Raw genomic sequence first — 18,054 nt, 5'->3', positions numbered from 1 at the left:
TCAGATTACGAAGTATTATGAAGGATTCTGAAGAATATTAGTGAAAAAGAAAACAAAAACAAACAAATTGAGGAGGTATGTTTAAAAATGAAGGTTCTGGTAGTAAACGCAGGCAGTTCATCCATCAAATACCAGGTAGTAGACATGACGGATGAATCCGTTCTGGCTGTAGGTCTGGTTGACCGTGTAGGTATTCCTGGCACCACCCTGGATCATAGCCCCATGGGCAAAGACAAAGTTACGATTAAGAAAGACCTGCCTGACCATACTGCAGGTATGGAACTGGTTCTCCAGGTTCTGGTCAATGAAGAGTATGGCTGTATAAAGAGCATGGATGAGATCGGTGCAGTTGGCCATCGCGTGGTTCATGGCGGTGAGGCTTTTGCTGCTTCCGTAGTTATCGATGACGAGGTTAAGAGAGTTATTAAGGATTGCTTCGAAATCGCTCCTCTGCACAACCCCCCCAATATGATGGGAATTGAAGCTTGCCAGAGACTTATGCCCAATGTAAAGCATGTGGCTGTTTTTGATACCGCTTTCCATCAGACCATGGGACCTGCTAACTTCATGTATGCCCTGCCCTATGATGTTTATGAAAAATACCGGGTAAGAAGATATGGCTTCCATGGAACTTCTCATTTCTATGTAGCTCACCGGGCGGCTGAAATGCTGGGCAAGCCTTATGAAGAATGTAAGATAATTACCTTGCACCTGGGCAATGGCGCCAGTATGGCGGCCATTAAGGATGGTAAAGTAATAGACACTTCCATGGGTTTCACCCCGTTGGAGGGTCTGGTAATGGGTACCCGCTCGGGTGACATTGACCCGGCCATAGTCTTCTTCCTGATGGACAAGCTGGGCATGAATTCTTCTGAAGCTAACAACTATTTCAACAAGAAATCCGGCATGTTGGGACTGTCTGGCGTTTCTAACGACCTCAGAGACATTCTGGAAGCGGCTGGTTCCGGTAATGAAAGAGCCAAGATCGCCCTTGATGTATACTACAACAAGGTCAAAGGCTATATTGGCAACTACATCGCCAAACTGAATGGTGTTGACTGCCTGGTATTTACTGCTGGTGTAGGTGAAAACGCCATCGATATTCGCGAAAATGTCTGCTCCAACCTGGATTATCTGGGAATCAAGATGGATGTTGAAAAGAACAAGGTCAGAGGAAAAGAAGTGGATGTGGCCACTGCCGATTCCAAAGTCAGAATTTTCCTCATCCCCACCAACGAAGAACTGGTTATTGCCAGAGATACTTTCGGCCTGGCGAAATAATAGAATTTCAAACTGGAGGCGGGTTTACCCCCGCCTCTTAGGTTTTTCTGCGGGATTGACCGGGGTAGTGCAGGGTATGGAAATATTGACAAGGCCAATCGGGGCAGACTATAATTAATCTGGTGTTTTTATGGGGTATATGATAAGAAAAGTGAGGGGTAAGGTGTGAGGAGTTATACTAATTGCATCTTACCGTTCAAGTACAATCGGATTTATTTTTCATTGGTGGTTGTGCCCTCTGGGCATGGGGGTTAGAATGAAGATTGACCTTAGGAGGCTAAAACTTCGCCCACAACAAAGCGAGGAGTTTTACCTGGAAACAACCGGGAGAAATGAATTCCTCAGTGAAGTCGGCGGCAAATTTGCAGCGGCAGTGCAAGTGGATCTGGTAGTGGACAACACGGGAAAGATTTTTGTAGCCCGGGGACGCGTAAGAACCACTTTACAACTACCTTGTTCCCGTTGCCTGGGGGAAGCGATAGTTCCGGTAGATGCGGAGTTGGCCTGTAATATCCTGGAATCCAAGTCTGCGGAATATGCGGATTTGGAAGAGGACATAATCATTCATGATCCGGGCCAGGTGGATATAGATCCTGCTGTTGAGGAAGCCATCTTTATGAGTATTCCCATAAACCCTTTATGCAAGCTGGAATGTCAGGGAATCTGTCCCCAGTGTGGGGTAAACCGAAATCTCGAAGATTGCCATTGTGAAACCCGGGAAATTGACCCCCGCTGGGAAAAGCTTAAGAACTTGATACGAAAGTGAGGAGTGAGGTACCTACTAACTCACTTTTCATCGGTGGTTGTGTCCCGGAAATGAGGGGTTAATAAACAATATTGAAGGAGGATTTTGAACCATGGGAGTTCCCCAAAGAAGACAGTCACATGCGCGCAAGAACAAGCGCCGGTCCGAGTGGAGGAAAATCGATAAACCAGGATTGGTGGAGTGTCCCCAGTGTCATGAACTGAAAATGCCACACCGGATTTGTTTGAGTTGCGGATACTACAAAAGCAATAAGGTGATGTAGTAAGAAAAGTGAAGAGACTTTTTTAGAAGTGTTTTTCAGAAAGTAAGGTATTAGTCTTTAACAGACCGGTAGCTTGCTTTTTGTCTATTAAGGAGGTTTTTTATGCGGATAGCGCTTGATGCTATGGGGGGAGACCATGCTCCGGCGGAAATAGTCGCGGGAGCGGTAAAATGGGTAGCAGAGAAAGAACGGCAGGTATTTCTGGTAGGTCAAGAAGAGCTGCTCAAGCAGGAATTAAAACCATACAGCTATGATCCTTCGCGGCTAAGCGTGGTTAATGCCCGTGAAATAATAGGCATGGACGAATCACCGGCCACAGCAATTCGCAGGAAAAAAGATGCTTCTATTGTGGTAGCCAGCCGGATGGTTAAAGAGAAAAAGGCTGATGCCATTCTTTCCTGTGGCAGTACCGGAGCCCAGATGGCAGCGGCCATCTTTATATTGGGGAGGATGGAGGGAATTGAGCGCCCACCGATCGTAGCCGCCATACCCAATATGACCGGAGCTTATACCCTGTTGATTGATGTAGGGGCCAATGTTGACTGCAAACCCAGACAGCTTTTGCAGTTTGCCCTCTTGGGGAAAACCTATGCTTCCATCATTTATGGGGTGGGACAGCCGCAGGTGGCCTTGTTAAACAACGGGGAGGAAGAAAGCAAGGGTAATAGTGTCACTGTGGAAAGCTATGCTCTGTTGCGCCAGCAGCCGGCGATCAACTTCACAGGAAATATTGAAGGAAGGGATATATTCAGCGGCAAAAGCGATGTTATTGTCTGTGATGGCTTTACGGGAAATATACTCCTGAAAACCATGGAAGGCATGGCCCTCTTCATAGCAAAGGGGATTCTTGGCGCGGGTGGGCAAATGCCGGCATTTTTCCAGCAGCTGGATTATACTCAAACCGGCGGTGCTCCTCTTCTGGGGGTTAATGGGCTGAGTATTGTATGTCATGGAAGTTCTAAAAGAGAAGCGGTATATAATGGTCTGGGTATAGCCGAAGATTGTTATAATAAGAATATAATAGAAATGCAAAAGCTGGAACTGAGCAAAGCTGTTGAAGCTTGAAGCAGGCAAGGTTGACAGGGGTTAATAGTTTGCCTGTTGAAAAACAGCGCTTGCAGCTCCAAAGTGGGGGATGACTCTGCCGTTTCTTGTTCCCCTTAAGAGCGAAGGATGAAGGAGAAAAAGGAGGTTATTTTATGCAGGAGTTTTTTGAAAGGGCCAGGAAAATACTGGCGGAACAACTGGATATTAAGATGGAGAAGATTCAAATGGAAACCACCTTTGACGAGATTGAAGCTGATTCTATCGACATTGTTGAAATGATAATGGCACTGGAAGATATCTATGATGTCGAATTCCCGGAAGAAGAACAGAAGGACTATCAAACCGTAGGCAGTCTTATCAATGACCTGTACGAATTCCTGAGACAGAGTAAAAATGCAAAATGAGAGAAAAAAGGCCCAGCGTTTTCTAGAAGACATGCAACTGCCTTATTCCAATAATGAACTCATCACTATGGCTCTGACCCACCCATCCTATGCCCAGGAAAAGAACACGGTGGCCAACAACCAGAGGCTGGAATTTCTGGGGGATGCGGTCTTAAACCTGGTAGTAGCGGAGTATCTTTATAATCATTATGCCAGAAAAGCCGAAGGAGAATTAACCAAGATTAGGGCCAAGGTTGTTTGTGAAGACGCACTGGCCATTTTCGCCCATAATATCGACCTGGGGCAGTATCTGCTGCTGGGTAGAGGGGAGGAAATGTCCGGGGGCAGGAAGAGAAAATCCATTCTGGCTGATGCGGTGGAAGCGGTTATCGGGGCAATTTACCTGGATCAGGGCCTGGTTACCGTCCAACGCTTCATTATGAAGCATCTGGAGGAACTTATTAGCGAAACAGCCAGTGGAGATTATTATGATTACAAATCAAAATTGCAGGAACTGGTACAGGCCAGGGATAAGGAAAATGTAAGTTATGCTATTATTGAAGAAAGCGGCCCCGCCCATGCCAAGATCTTTGTAGCCGGGGTTTATTATCGTGAGCAGCTTTTGGCTGCTGGAGAAGGGAAAAGTAAAAAAGAAGCCGAACAAAAAGCTGCCCAAAAAGTTTTGCAAGACAGCTCCCTGTTGGGGGAATTGGGTTTCTAAGCTTATCAGAATAGGAACAATAAACTTATGAAGCATATAAATATCCCTATTTTTATTCCCCATTTGGGGTGCCCATTTACCTGTGTTTTTTGCGACCAGAATCGGATTAGCTCAACCCAGGAAATACCCGGAGAAATGGAAGTACTAAGAATCGTGGAAAAACATTTGGAGACCATTCCTTCGGGCAGTGAAGTGGAAATTGCCTTTTTTGGCGGTAATTTTACAGCGGTAGAAAAAGCAAGCCAGGAGATTTACCTGGCATCGGTTAAGCGCTATTTGCAGGATGGTCGGGTGCAAGGCATACGCATTTCCACCCGGCCGGATTGCATAGATGTCGAGATTCTGGATTTTCTGCGGAAGCGGGGAGTCAGAACCATCGAATTGGGGGTGCAATCGTTAGCAGATGAGGTTTTAAAAGCATCGTGGCGGGGTTATCAGGCTGATGATGTTTTTAAAGCTTGCTATCTAATCAAGGAATACGGTTTTCGTTTGGGAATCCAGCTTATGATTGGTCTGCCGGGAGATAAGCTGGAACTGGATATGAAGACTGCTGAGCAAGTTATCGCTTTGCGGCCGGATATGGTCAGGATATACCCGACCCTGGTAATTGCTGGTACCCATCTGGAAAAGCTCTATCTTAAAGGGGAATATACTCCCCTTACCCTCGCTGAAGCACTGCAGATCAGCCTGGCCGCCTACCTTCAATTTCAAAAAGAAAACATTCCGGTTATTCGTATGGGCTTGCAGCCGGGAGAAGAACTGCAGCGTGAAGGCTGTGTGGTGGCAGGGCCTTTCCATCCTGCTTTTGGGGAAATGGTGGAACAGGAGGCTTTTAAAGCGCAAGCACAGAAGCTTATTGAAGAGTTCGTGATTGCTCACGGTCAGCACTCGCAGTTGCTACTTCTGGTCCACCCGCGTGACATCTCCAAAGTCACCGGACAACGGCGCTCTAACCTGAATTACCTTAAAAAGCAGTTTGGACTTGAGCTAATCAAAGTCCGGGGGACTGAGAATCTGGTGCGTGATAGTGTAGGGGTGGCAGCTAATGATGCCTCCGCCCCGGCCTTGCTATTATCCCGCCGCGAATTTCTTGAAGAGCCAAGTTATGTAAAAAAATACCAAATATAAAGAGGATTTATCCCTTGAATGTCTAAATAGCTTGTATGAGCGGTGGAGAATATATCACGGGGACGGTACTTCTGATATATATCATAAGGATTGACTCTCGTGCAAAAACCCCTTTTTATGCAAGTTAATGCATATTTGGCTCCACTGCAAAAACCCTTTTTGTTGCATAAGGGTTGCATGAATATACAAAACGCTGGCGAAGGTGAAAGCGGGCGGTCGAAGACCACCCCTACAATGCCTTGCGGTCGCTATAGTTGTTGCGCCTGATTCTGAACGGCACGGGGGTCGTTCCCTACACACCCTGCGGTCGTTATTATGGGTGCACCCTGCGGTCGTTATTATGGGTGCACCCTGCGGGTGTCACTGTTAAGGTTGCAGCTACCTATTTTCATCGGTGGTTGTGCCCCCTGGGCATGGGGGGTTAATAAGAAAAGTGAGGCTTTTATTGTGCGGCAAAGAGTATTGGGTGAGCTCTGTCGAAATCCGGGAGAATATCTTTCCGGAAAGGAACTGGCCGAAAAGCTTGGCATCAGTCGCGTGGCGGTGTGGAAGCATATAGAGAATCTTAAAAGCGAGGGCTACGTTATAGTCGGTGTTAGTGGAAAAGGTTACCGAATAGAAGAGACTTACAATGTTTTGCTTTTAGAAAGGCTAAGCAGTGACTTATCTACTGCGCGCTTGGGGTGGAATTTGCAACTCTTCCCGGAGCTTGATTCCACTAATGAGATGGCCAAAAAGTTGATTATAGAGGGCCAAGCTACAGAAGGCACCGTAATTATTAGCCGGCAGCAAAGCCGGGGAAAAGGGCGCCGGGGAAGAAGCTGGCAGTCTCCGCGGGGAGGTTTGTGGTTTTCCGTAATTCTCCGGCCAGAACTGGCTTTGCAAGAAGTGGTGCTTTTACCCCTGGTTTTTGCGCTGGCCATCAGCCGGGCTTTGGAGAGCTTCTTGTCGGCAGGGGTGCAGATTAAATGGCCCAATGATGTCTACATAAATGGTAAAAAAGTGGCGGGTATTTTATTGGAATTGAGCGGAGAGCTAGAACAGGCGGACTATTTGGTAGCAGGCATAGGAATAAATGTCAATTTCGACAGAACCTCTCTTCCCGAGGGGGTAGCGAATATTGCTACATCTCTCGCGGAGGAAAGTGGAAATTATCATCAAATGGACGAGATTCTGCTGCGGGTGCTGCAATCGATAGAAGGGTATTACTGTAAATTCCTGGAAAATGGATTTGAAGATATAAGAAAAGAGTATAAAAGCCGCTGCCTGCATTTAGGAAAGATGATTCGACTGGATACCCCCAGGGGTTCTCTGGAAGGAATAAATGTTGATATTGATGAACAGGGCAATCTTATTATTGACGCGGGGGATAGGATAGAACACCTTACTACGGGAGATGTTGCCTTATTGGATGGGGAGTAAGGGAGGAAGCTAGTTGTATCTCAAAAGAATGGATATAAAGGGTTTTAAATCTTTTGCCGATAACACTGAGCTTCAACTGCATCCGGGGTTAAATATTGTGGTTGGCCCCAATGGCTGCGGGAAGAGCAATATTGTTGATGCTATACGCTGGGTTTTGGGCGAGACCAGCATCCGCCAGCTGCGGGGACAAAAGAGTGAAGATGTCATTTTTAATGGCAGCGATAAGAAAAAGGCACTGGGCATGGCTTTTGTAGAATTAGTTATTGATAATAGTGACCACAGTCTGCCCTTGGAATTTAATGAAATCACCCTGGGACGCAAAGTTCATCGCTCTGGTGAAAGTGAATTTTACCTTAATAAGTCAAGGGTGCGGTTGAAGGATATTTCCGACCTTTTGATTGGAAGTGGAGTGGGTAAAAAGGGTTACGCTATAATAAGCCAGGGAGAGTTGGAAGAGGTCTTAAACGGGCAAGCCCTGGATCGCAGGCTAATGCTGGAGGAAGCAGCGGGGGTTATAAAATATCGCCAGCAAAGGGATGAGGTCAAAAAGAGAATTCTGCAGAGCAGCAATGACCTCTTGCGCTTGGCCGATATCCTGGAGGAACTGGATATTAGACGGCAGGAGCTGTTCAAAAAGGCGGAGAAGACCCAGCTTTATCTGGCTTTAAATAGTGAATGCCAGGAATTGGAGAAGTCGGTTCTCCGCTTTGAATTGGCCCGGGCGGAAAAGGATTGGCAGCAAAAGACAGGGGACCTCTTTAAAAAACAGGAAGATATAAAGGCTCAGGCCGGGCAATTGGGGCTTCTGGAAGCAAAGCTGCGGGAAGAGGAGGAAGGGCTCGCCCGACAGCAGCTTAAGCTGGGTAGCCTGGGGGAGGAACGACATCTAATTGAATCCCGGCTGAATTCGCTGCAGGGAGAAATCAGGCTGGGGGAAGAGAGAACCAAGAATAATAACGAACGCATAGATAATGCCGCCGCTGATCTTAAAAAATATCTGGCTTTGCTGGAAAATATTCAGCGGGATTTTAATCTCTGTTCTGTGGATTATGATACAGAACAGCAGAATATGGCTCAAAGGACGGCGGAATATAGCGAATTGGAGCATGAAGTCCAGGAAATGCAATTTACCATAGAAGGTTTTAAAACTAATTTTGATGAAAAAAAGGCTCTGGTTTTTGATAAAATGAAGCAGGAGAGCCAGCTTAAAAATGAGCTCGGAGAGAGAGTGGATTTACTGGGCAAGGCCAAGGAGAAAAAGGAAAGGCTGAAGATACATATAGAAGAGCTGGCAGCCAAGCTGCAAAAAGGCCGAAAAGGCCATTTGCAATTCGAAGAGGAAATACATGCACTGCGAGCAGAAATTGCCCAAAAGCAGGCTTTTATTGAGGAGTACAGCCAGGAGAAAAACCAGCTCGCTGAGGTTTTGCACAGTCTCAATGAAAGATACCGTGAACTAAACCAGCGCTCTATAGAAATCAATAACCAGCTTCTGGCTATAAAAGACCTGCAAAGGAATCTGATTGGCTATTCCCCGGCGGTGAAGGCTATATTAAAGCAGGCCCAAAGCGGAAGACTTAAAGGGATTATTGGTTTGCTCGGGGAAATATTGGAGGTGCCTGCGGGTATGGAGCTAGCCATTGATGTGGCGGCGGGAAGCGGCCTGCAGAATATCGTGGTGGCCAGTGAGAAAGAGGTGCGGGAGGCGATTGATTATCTCAAGGCGCAGGAACGGGGAAGGGCTACTTTTTTGCCTCTGGATGTTTTAAAGGTTCAGCCCTTGCCCCGGGGAGTTGTTGAGAAAACCATGCTGCAGGATGGGGTTTTGGGCTTGGCTTCCCGTTTGGTTCACTATGATAAAAAGTTTGAGAAGGCGGTGGAATATCTTCTGGGGCGGGTTCTATTGGTAGAAGATTTGCCCCGGGGCATTCGTATATTTAGAGAATCATCTTTGCCTTGTCGTATTGTTAGTTTGGATGGTGAACTAATTAATGTGAGTGGAGCCATAACCGGGGGCAAGAAGGCGTCTCCGACTCAGACTCCCTTGCAGCGGCGGGGTGAGGAGAAGAAGCTTTTGCTGCAGCAGCAGGAAAATCAGAAGGCTCGAGATGATAATCGTAGGGAGCAAGGCCGAATTGAATCCCGCTGGCAAGAGCTGGAGCAAAGTATTTCCCAGGCGCGAAATGATTTGTTGGAAAGCCAGTTCCGCTGTGATATGCTGCTGAAGCAGAAAGAGGATTTAGCCCATGAACTGCTGGAGGATGAGAGGGAGCGGGACGGTTATATGGAACAGATTAGCCGTTTGGATGGGGAAGTAGCAGAAGTCGAAAGAGAAATTATCACAGTTCATCAAAAATTGGGGGATATAGAGCAGGAAAACCAGAAGGCTATGAGGGATTTGGAGAATTTCAAGGATAAGATGGAAGTGGAGAGGCGTGATTATGAAGTTTTCAAGGAACGATTGCTCTCCCATAAAAAGCAATTGGATATGAAAGGGCGCGAACTGGAGAATATAAGGAAAAACCTCGCTCAATTTGAACAACTAAGGGTTTCTTACCAGCAATCCCGGGATGATTCCCAAAAATTAATAGAGTCTTTGCAATCGGAAATTGGCTTGGAAGAAAGGCGAATTGAGCAGTTTAAGAAAGAGCATGTTAAGAAGACGGAGGATCAGGCCCTCTTATCGGCAGAGAGGCAGCAACTGCAGGAGGAAGAAAAGGGTAGCCGGGGCTTAATGGAAAAATATCGCCAGGAAATAATTCCTGCCCGGGAAAGCTTGGCCCGTTTGGAAACTGGAGTCAGAAATCTGGAAGTAGCAATCGCCCGCCTGGAAGTGGAGATGGAAGGACTTAAAAATCGCTGGTGGGAAAAATTTGCTATGGCTGCAGAGGCATTGGAAGACGAACTCTTGACCCCGGGTGAAATAAGAGAGGCCAGGAAAAGCATCGCGGTATTGCAGCAGAAACTAGAAGCAATCGGATCAGTGGATATGGATTCTATCCGGGAATATGAGGAGATCCACGGGCGTTATGATTTCATAAAACAGCAATATGATGATTTGTCATCTGCCCGCGATTCGCTGGACGGGCTGTTGCAAAAAACGGAAAAGCTGATGTTGCAGGATTTTTCCCGATTTCTGCTCCTGGCCAATGAGAGCTTTAAAAATACTTTTAACGAGATATTTGGTGGAGGCGAAGCTAAGCTGCGGCTTGAAGCCGATGGGGATCGTCTGGAGGCGGGGATTGATATCGAGGTTAAGATGCCAGGTAAAAGAAGCCAGTCCTTAAATCTTTTATCGGGCGGGGAAAGGGCTTTGACCTGTATAGCCTTCATTTTCTCTTTGCTGAGACTTCGTCCGGTTCCCTTTTGCGTGCTGGATGAGATTGATGCTTCGCTGGATGAGGTTAATCTCCAACGTTTTTCCAGATTTATCACGGCTATGTCGCGGAATCTTCAGTTTATTGTGATTACTCATCGCCAGGCAACTATCGAATCAGGAGAGAACATCTACGGTATTACTATGCCGGAAGAAGGGGTTTCGGCGGTTTTAACCTTAAATGTTTTTGAAGCGGAAAGCCTGGCTGGATAAAATATTAGTGGGGTGGGATAAGCAAAGTGGCGTTTTTTGATCGCTTTAAGATTAAGAAAAAGGATAAGGAAAATGAAAGCATTCTGGAAAAGGAAGTAGAGGAAGCGATGGAGAGCCCAGGAGATGAAACTGGAGAACCAGTGAGCCTGGGGGAAAAGGGGAGCACAGAGACGGCTTTTCCTTCTTCTGTTCCGGAGAATGGCCCTGCTGGTTTTTTCGAGCGCTTCAAAGCTAAGAAGGAGAATGAAGCCGAAGAGGGGCAGGTTAACTTTGCTCATGATACTGAAGGCCAAGAGCGAGAAGAGGATTTACCCGAAAAGATAAGCAACGGGCAGAAGAGCAAGTGGGGATTTCTGGACAAGCTCAAAAAGGGTTTGAGTAAGACCAGAGAAAATACCATCGGTAAAATCGAAGCCCTGGTGAAAAGCTCTAAAAAGTTAGATGATGACTTCTGGGAGGAACTGGAGGAAATACTCATACAGGCTGATGTGGGTGTAAATGCCTCGATTGAATTGGTAGATAATATAAAGAAAGCGGCTAAAAAGCAAAAAATGCATGATTCTTCTGAGGTTCTGGTGCTTATAAAAGATGAAGTGAGAAAGCTTCTGGAATGCAGCAATATTCCGTTAAACATTCCCGAGGGGGAATTGGCGGTTATTCTGGTGGTGGGAGTAAACGGAGCCGGCAAAACTACCTCCATAGCCAAGCTGGCTTACCGTTTCCATGAAGAAGGCAAGAAGGTATTGCTGGGAGCTGCGGATACTTTCCGAGCGGCAGCTATAGACCAGCTTAAGATCTGGGCTGACCGGGTGGGTGTGGAATTAATCAAACATCAGGAGGGTTCTGATCCAGGAGCGGTTGTTTTCGATGCCATACATGCGGCCAGGGCCCGCCAGGCGGATATATTGATAATCGATACGGCCGGCCGGCTCCAAAATAAAGCTAATCTTATGAAAGAAATAAGCAAGATAAAGAATATTATTCAAAGAGAAATACCTGAAGCTCCCCATGAGGTCTTGCTGGTACTTGATGCTACCACGGGACAGAATGCTATCAGCCAGGCTAAAATATTTGAGGAAGCCACCGGAGTTACCGGGCTTATCTTGAGCAAACTGGATGGAACGGCCAAAGGCGGAATTATACTGGCGGTGGAAAAGGAGCTTAAGATACCGGTTAAATTAGTGGGTATCGGCGAGGGACTGGAAGATTTGCGCGACTTTTCTCCGCAAATATTTACCGAGGCTCTTTTTGCCCATAATGGAGAAGATTAGCAATGCTACGGATTTTAACATGAGAGTTTTGCATAATTGATGTCACTGCAAAAAGTTATTAATATGCATTCGTTTGCATAAAATATACCGCTTGCAGTCTACGCATGGGCAACACCTGCGGCTTGTCTTGCGAAAGGGGTACCGCGCTAATCTCCCGTCCATGGGAGGTAGCGCTTTGTATATTTATGCAACCCTTATGTAACAAAAAGGGGTTTTTGCAGGGGAATCATAATTAACTTTAGCGAAACATTCGTTCAATATATAATAGAATTATGAAGATGAATACCCTATACATTGTGTTCAGAAGGCATCTTTACTGATTTTTTGAATTATGCAAAAGCCTCAACATTATTAATCGTAGCTTTAACTATACAAAAGGAGGAAGTGTTTTTGATAAGAACGGCAATAATCGGAGGTACGGGTGTCTATGACCCCTGTTTACTGGAAGATGTAAAGGAGATTATAGAAAAAACTCCCTATGGCAATGTAGCGGTTTCGATAGGAAAATATGCCGGGATAGAAGTGGCCTTTATCCCCCGGCATGGCCTGGAACATAGTATTCCCCCCCATTTAATCAATTTCCGCGCCAATATCATGGCTCTACATCAATTGGGGGTTAAGAATATCCTGGCGACAGCCGCCGTAGGCTCATTGCACTTTGAATTCAAACCCGGGCAGTTTGTTCTGGCTGACCAATTCCTGGATTTTACCAAAAGCCGCCAAAACACTTTCTATGAAGGCGGGGAAGCGGGGGTAGTTCACTGTGATATGACGGTTCCTTACTGTCCCGAGTTGCGAGGGGCTCTGGTGAAGGCCGGGGAAGAGCGGGGGATTCGGGTCCAGAATGGGGGCACTTATGTCTGTACCGAGGGACCGCGTTTTGAAACCGCGGCGGAGATTATGATGTTTAAACAACTGGGGGGACAGCTGGTAGGCATGACCAGTGTTCCTGAGGTTTGCCTGGCTCGAGAGCTGGGGATTTGCTATGCCACTCTGGCTATAGTGACTAATTTTGCGGCGGGGATAACGGCGGGTATTTTAACCCATAGTGAGGTTTTGGAATTGATGAAACAAAATATTGCGCTGGCCAGAAGCCTCATGATGAGCAGTTTGAAGTATATTAGTGAGGAGAAGAGCTGTGACTGCCGGAAGATACTTGATGAGCACGGAGCTATGCAATGATTAGAAATTTGTATTTCGAGGATCAGGCCGTGATGATTCTTAATCAGAACTGCCTGCCGGAAAAGTTGGTTCATGAAAAATGTGAGAGTCCGGAAGAAGTGGTCGCTGCCATAAAGAGCCTGAAGGTACGGGGTGCGCCTCTTATTGGGGTTACGGCTGCTTTTGGTCTGGCTATGGCCTTTTCGAGCTATTCCGGAACCGGGGAGCAAAGAGATGTGTACTTTTCCCGGATGAAGGAGTTTTTTGCTTCGGCCCGACCCACTGCGGTCAATCTTTTCTGGGCTTTGGAGAGGATGGAAAGGGTTTACCGGGATAATCGCCATCTATCGACGGAGGAACTGGCGGGATGTTTGCGCCGGGAAGCGGAGAGTCTTTATGAAGAGGATATCCGGGTCAATGAGGCCATCGGGGAGTATGGGCAGGAATTGCTCAGCAAAGGCTCCAGGGTTATGACCATCTGCAACGCCGGGGCTCTGGCTACCTGCGGTTATGGCACCGCGCTGGGGGTTGTCCGCTCGGCGGCCCGGCGCAATAAGATTGAGAAAGTTTGGGCCTGTGAAACCAGGCCGGTACTGCAGGGGAGTCGTTTAACGGTTTGGGAACTCTGTCAGGATGCGATTCCGGTCACTTTGCTTACCGACAGTATGGCTGGTTATACTATGAGCCTGGGGCAGGTGGATGCGGTAATAACCGGAGCCGACCGCATTGCCGCCAATGGTGATACCGCCAATAAAATCGGCACTTACTCCCTGGCGGTGCTGGCGAAGTACCACGGCATTCCTTTTTATGTGGCGGCTCCTTTATCCACTTTTGATTGGAACATCGAGCAGGGGGGAGAAATACCGATAGAGGAACGCAGTGCGGAAGAGGTAAGAACTATTAAGGGAAGCTGCCTGACGGTACCGGCAGTGGATGTATTCAATCCAGCTTTTGATATCACTCCCGAACATTTGATTACGGCTATCATTTGCGAAGAGGGAATTATCCGGCCTCCGTTCGGCGCTTCCATGGCATTATGGGGAAGAGAGGGTGAATAAATTGCAGTACCTGCAGGAAAGGAAGGAAATTCTGCAAACTGCTCAGGAGATATTTTTCTCCGGGCTGGTAAGCGGAACCTGGGGCAATGTAAGTTTAAGGGTATCCGGCCCGGGGCTAATGCTTATCACTCCCAGCGGAATGGATTATAATCAGATGGAAGAGGAGGACATGGTTTTACTTGATGCAGAGGAAAAGGTTTTGGCAGGTAATTATAAACCATCGGTGGAAACCCCGCTGCATCTGGGAATATATAAAAAACGTCCGGAAATAAACGCTGTTGTCCATGTCCACAGTCTCTATGCTACGACTTTTGCGGTGGCTCGACAGAATATCCCGGTAATACTGGAAGAGGCTGCTCAGGTAATTGGACATGAGGTTAGGGTGGTTCCCTATGCCCTCTGTGGTTCGCGGCAATTGGCGGAAAATGCCCTCAAGGTTCTGGGCAAGGACAAAAGGGCGGTATTATTGGCCAATCACGGACTGCTGGGTTTAGGAGGGAATTTGGCGGAGGCCTTGCGGGTTTGTCTGGTGGCCGAGCGCACGGCCCGTATTGCCATTTATTCTCGCGTGTTAGGACCGCTGCATTCTCTGCGGGCTGAAGACATCTTAAGCCTACGTCAGGCTTTCCAGAATTACGGGCAAGAAAAAAAGGATTGATTAATTGGTGAGGAGTGAGGGGTAAGGGGTTTAATTCATTTCCTATTATATCTTACTATTAGCGCCTACTAACTCGCTTTTCATCGCTGGTTGTGGCCCTGGGCCATGGGGGGCTAGTACGAGAATATGGTTTAGACGCAGAAGGACGAAGTTGTCAACAACCCCGTCCCCGTGACAATAGAAGGACGAAGTTGTCAACAACCCCGTCCCCGTGTCAAGTAGAGTTATATTAATAGGGGGGAATAGAAATGAGGATTCTTTTAGACAATATCAGCATTATTCCTGTCAGCGGGAGTAATTCTTTGATAGAGAAAGGTTACCTTTTAATTGAAGATGCTTTTATTAAAGAGCTGGGGACGGGGAAAGCTCCGGAAGGGGAATTTGACCATATAATCGATGGTGAAAACCAGGTGCTGCTCCCCGGTTTTATCAATGCCCATACCCATGCGGCCATGACCCTTTTGCGAGGTTATGCAGATGACCTGCCTCTGATGGAATGGTTGGAAAACAAAATCTGGCCCCTGGAGGCGAAACTGACCCCGGAAGATATCTATTGGGGTACCATGCTGGCCATTGTGGAGATGATTAAGTCAGGTACTACCACCTTTAATGATATGTACTTCTGCATGGATGAGGTGGCCCGGGCGGTTGAATTGAGCGGAATGAGGGCAGTCTTAGCACGGGGAATGGTAGGAGTGGGACCGGAAAGCGAGCAGGCCATTGAGGACAGCCGCCAGCTCATTGGGAAATGGCAGGGCCAGGCCGGTGGCAGGATTTCTTTCCGGCTCGGGCCTCATGCTCCCTATACCTGTCCTCCGGCCTACCTGGAAAGGGTTATGCAACTCGCCGATGAACTGCAAGCAGGTATACATATTCATGTAGCGGAGACCCGGGTGGAATACGAGGATATACTGAAGCAATACGGGAAAACCCCGGTTTCTCATTTGGAATCCCTGGGGCTTTTTCAGGGACGCCAGGTCCTGGCGGCTCATTGTGTTCACCTCAACGAGGAGGAAATCGGGATATTGCAGCGGCATAGGGTGGGTGTAGCTCACAACCCGGAAAGCAACATGAAGCTGGCCAGCGGAATAGCGCCGGTACCGCGTATGCTGGAAAGCGGTATAGCAGTGGCTTTGGGTACCGATGGAGCTTCCAGTAACAATAATTTGGACATGCTGCAGGAGATGCGCAGTTCTACCTTTTTACATAAAGTAAATACTATGGATCCCACGGTTTTGCCGGCTTACCAGGCTCTGGAGATGGCCACAGCCAATGGAGCCATCAGCCTGGGGATGGGGAATGAGCTGGGACGATTAGAGCCGGGATACCGAGCGGATATGATTATCATGAATTTAAAGGAGGCCCACATGATCCCCCGCTATGACCTTTTGGCCAATATCGTTTATTCCGCCCAGGCCAGTGATGTGAATAGCGTAATAATTGATGGAAAAATTGTGATGGAAAACCGGGAAATTAAAACTTTTGATGAGCAGGAAGTGCTGGCTAAAGCCCGGGAAACAGCCCGAAAATTGGTGGGGAAGTAACGGTATAAGTCCGGGGAATGCCCCTGGATTATTCCGTGAAAGGAATGCTTATAAAAGTGAAAATAATATCATTTGTTGGCCGGCATAATTCCGGCAAGACAACTTTATTAAGGCGGGTAATTGAAAAACTTAGACAAACTGGTTATAAAGTGGCGGTGATCAAGCATACTTCCCATGTCCTGAATACAGACGGGGAACACGACTCCGATCTCCTATTTAGTGCCGGGGCAGAAATGGTCTGCGCTGTTTCCCCGGCCTTGTCCATTCACTACCTGAGACATGAAAGGGAACCGAATTTGCAGGAGATTATAGCGCAGGTTGCAGGCACGGTGGATTTGATTATTACCGAAGGATATAAAAAAGAAGCATATCCCAAAATCGAAGTCTTACGTCAGGTAAGCGGTATAGAGTTTATCGATGCAGAAAACATTATCGCCCGGGTCTCCGATTTCACTATTGATGATGATTTGCCCTGTTTTAACTTTGAGGAAATCGAAGAACTCTGCCGGTTCATTATTTCTCTTTAATTCCTGACCTGGCTTATCTCACTTGCTGCTTGATACATTACTATCGTAACGGTTAATCAAGGCTAGTATGGTGCTGGTATTACTGGTTGACATCCTATTAATTGAGGATAAGATACAAGTATAAAAATCTATTAAGAATAATGCTTACTAAAGGCGTGTTTTGCAGGCAAATCATACTAATGAGTTTTCACTAAATTGATGTTAAGATGAGGATAAAAGGAGCTATTGTCCAGTTCTATGGGGAAGGTAGGATTGATTTTATTGCTGATATCCGCTTTCCTGGAACAGCTTTATTTGCCCAAAACTAAAATAAGATTAGCTAAAATAATACAGGCAATAAAGCGGGGTTATAATCTAAAAATGCTTGAAGGTGCTGGTTTAAAAGCATTGAATATATTAAGTAGACCTGGATTTCTGGGCAACAATCTTTTGCTTTAATTAATACTTGCTGAGCGAGAGTTTTAAATTTTGCAATAAAGGAGGTGTTTCATCTTAGCGTTCAAGCGTATTTCGGAAAGTATTGGGCTCAAATAATTAGAACTAAGGAGGTGTAATGATGGCAAATTACCAGGACATCATCGCAAGCTACAAAGACAAAAAAGGTGGAATTATCGAGGCTTATCATGCTCTGCAAAGGGAGTTCAACTATATTCCCCAGGAGGCAGTGGCAGAGGCGGCCAGGGTTTTCGGCGTTTCCGAGGCTCAGGCTTATGGAGTGGCTACCTTTTATTCCTACCTTTCGGTAGAGAAGAGAGGAAAGTATATTATCCGTATGTGCGAAAGTGCGCCTTGCCATGTGGCGGGAGCTGATAAAGTTCTTAAGGCGATGGAAAACTACCTGGGAATAAAAGTTGGGGAAACCACGGCTGATGGCAAGTTTACCCTGGAATTATGCGAATGCATAGGTCAGTGCCAGGCAACTCCGGTTATTACGGTTAACAGCCAGCCGGTATTCAATGTTAGCTCTGAAAAGATCCCCGAGATACTAAGTGCTTACAAATAGGGAAATACCTAAGAGACGGGTATAAGACAGGTATAAGAGAGATAAAGATAATTTAAAGAGATAGAGAAATATAGATTATAATTATATTTTTTGAGAAAAAGATTGTAAAAGAGAATGGGATAAAAGAAAGGGATGGTATGTAATGGCCGAAGAGATACGCATCTTGCTGGCGCATGCCGACCAAATTGATCCTGCCCAAGCTGAGGATTATATCAAGGTTGGAGGCTATAAAG

17 protein-coding genes are annotated in these 18,054 nt (G+C 46.7%); all 17 read left to right on the top strand.

Annotation, left to right across the window (positions count from 1 at the left end):
* Positions 1 to 87 precede the first annotated feature (87 nt).
* Positions 88 to 1,281 (top strand): acetate kinase, encoded by a 1,194-nt coding sequence (locus PHP87_RS05035; protein ID WP_299919166.1) that lies wholly within the window; start codon positions 88 to 90, stop codon positions 1,279 to 1,281.
* 256 nt (positions 1,282 to 1,537) lie between these two features.
* Complete coding sequence (locus tag PHP87_RS05030) at positions 1,538 to 2,047, top strand: DUF177 domain-containing protein (RefSeq protein ID WP_299919163.1); 510 nt, start codon at positions 1,538 to 1,540, stop codon at positions 2,045 to 2,047.
* Positions 2,048 to 2,138: 91 nt separating this feature from the next.
* Positions 2,139 to 2,309 carry a 50S ribosomal protein L32 gene (rpmF, locus tag PHP87_RS05025; protein WP_299919161.1) on the top strand — a complete coding sequence of 57 codons (171 nt, stop codon included), beginning with the start codon at positions 2,139 to 2,141 and terminating at the stop codon, positions 2,307 to 2,309.
* A 102-nt stretch (positions 2,310 to 2,411) separates the two neighbouring features.
* Positions 2,412 to 3,374 (top strand): phosphate acyltransferase PlsX, encoded by a 963-nt coding sequence (gene plsX, locus PHP87_RS05020; protein WP_299919160.1) that lies wholly within the window; start codon positions 2,412 to 2,414, stop codon positions 3,372 to 3,374.
* Positions 3,375 to 3,508: 134 nt separating this feature from the next.
* Positions 3,509 to 3,760: an acyl carrier protein gene (locus tag PHP87_RS05015; protein ID WP_299919157.1), complete on the top strand. Its 252-nt coding sequence runs from the start codon at positions 3,509 to 3,511 to the stop codon at positions 3,758 to 3,760.
* Positions 3,750 to 4,460 carry a ribonuclease III gene (rnc, locus tag PHP87_RS05010; RefSeq protein WP_299919156.1) on the top strand — a complete coding sequence of 237 codons (711 nt, stop codon included), beginning with the start codon at positions 3,750 to 3,752 and terminating at the stop codon, positions 4,458 to 4,460. The genes PHP87_RS05015 and rnc overlap by 11 nt, the downstream gene beginning before the upstream one ends.
* 27 nt (positions 4,461 to 4,487) lie before the next feature.
* Entirely contained in the window at positions 4,488 to 5,588 is a 1,101-nt protein-coding gene (locus PHP87_RS05005; protein WP_299919154.1) for a radical SAM protein, read from the top strand.
* A gap of 447 nt (positions 5,589 to 6,035) precedes the next feature.
* Positions 6,036 to 7,010: a biotin--[acetyl-CoA-carboxylase] ligase gene (locus PHP87_RS05000; RefSeq protein WP_299919151.1), complete on the top strand. Its 975-nt coding sequence runs from the start codon at positions 6,036 to 6,038 to the stop codon at positions 7,008 to 7,010.
* Positions 7,011 to 7,023: 13 nt separating this feature from the next.
* Complete coding sequence (smc, locus tag PHP87_RS04995) at positions 7,024 to 10,599, top strand: chromosome segregation protein SMC (RefSeq protein ID WP_299919149.1); 3,576 nt, start codon at positions 7,024 to 7,026, stop codon at positions 10,597 to 10,599.
* A gap of 26 nt (positions 10,600 to 10,625) precedes the next feature.
* Positions 10,626 to 11,870: a signal recognition particle-docking protein FtsY gene (gene ftsY / locus PHP87_RS04990; RefSeq protein WP_366942892.1), complete on the top strand. Its 1,245-nt coding sequence runs from the start codon at positions 10,626 to 10,628 to the stop codon at positions 11,868 to 11,870.
* A 390-nt stretch (positions 11,871 to 12,260) separates the two neighbouring features.
* The gene (gene mtnP / locus PHP87_RS04985; RefSeq protein WP_299919147.1) at positions 12,261 to 13,052 is read left to right on the top strand and encodes an S-methyl-5'-thioadenosine phosphorylase; all 792 of its coding nucleotides are present in this window, start codon (positions 12,261 to 12,263) and stop codon (positions 13,050 to 13,052) included.
* The gene (gene mtnA / locus PHP87_RS04980) at positions 13,049 to 14,089 is read left to right on the top strand and encodes an S-methyl-5-thioribose-1-phosphate isomerase (RefSeq protein ID WP_299919145.1); all 1,041 of its coding nucleotides are present in this window, start codon (positions 13,049 to 13,051) and stop codon (positions 14,087 to 14,089) included. Before mtnP ends, mtnA begins: the two co-directional genes overlap by 4 nt.
* Positions 14,082 to 14,747: a class II aldolase/adducin family protein gene (locus PHP87_RS04975; protein ID WP_299919142.1), complete on the top strand. Its 666-nt coding sequence runs from the start codon at positions 14,082 to 14,084 to the stop codon at positions 14,745 to 14,747. Before mtnA ends, PHP87_RS04975 begins: the two co-directional genes overlap by 8 nt.
* A 248-nt stretch (positions 14,748 to 14,995) precedes the next feature.
* Positions 14,996 to 16,291: an amidohydrolase gene (locus tag PHP87_RS04970; protein WP_299919139.1), complete on the top strand. Its 1,296-nt coding sequence runs from the start codon at positions 14,996 to 14,998 to the stop codon at positions 16,289 to 16,291.
* 56 nt (positions 16,292 to 16,347) lie between these two features.
* Positions 16,348 to 16,818, top strand: a complete 471-nt coding sequence (mobB, locus tag PHP87_RS04965; RefSeq protein ID WP_299919137.1) for a molybdopterin-guanine dinucleotide biosynthesis protein B — start codon at positions 16,348 to 16,350, stop codon at positions 16,816 to 16,818.
* Between the two features lie 237 nt (positions 16,819 to 17,055).
* Positions 17,056 to 17,256 carry a hypothetical protein gene (locus PHP87_RS04960; RefSeq protein ID WP_299919134.1) on the top strand — a complete coding sequence of 67 codons (201 nt, stop codon included), beginning with the start codon at positions 17,056 to 17,058 and terminating at the stop codon, positions 17,254 to 17,256.
* Between the two features lie 118 nt (positions 17,257 to 17,374).
* Positions 17,375 to 17,821 (top strand): NADH-quinone oxidoreductase subunit NuoE, encoded by a 447-nt coding sequence (gene nuoE / locus PHP87_RS04955; protein WP_299919132.1) that lies wholly within the window; start codon positions 17,375 to 17,377, stop codon positions 17,819 to 17,821.
* Positions 17,822 to 18,054: the final 233 nt, after the last annotated feature.

Source organism: Syntrophomonas sp. (assembly GCF_028707975.1).
Lineage (GTDB): Bacteria > Bacillota > Syntrophomonadia > Syntrophomonadales > Syntrophomonadaceae > Syntrophomonas.
This window is presented reverse-complemented; position numbering and strand designations above follow the sequence as displayed.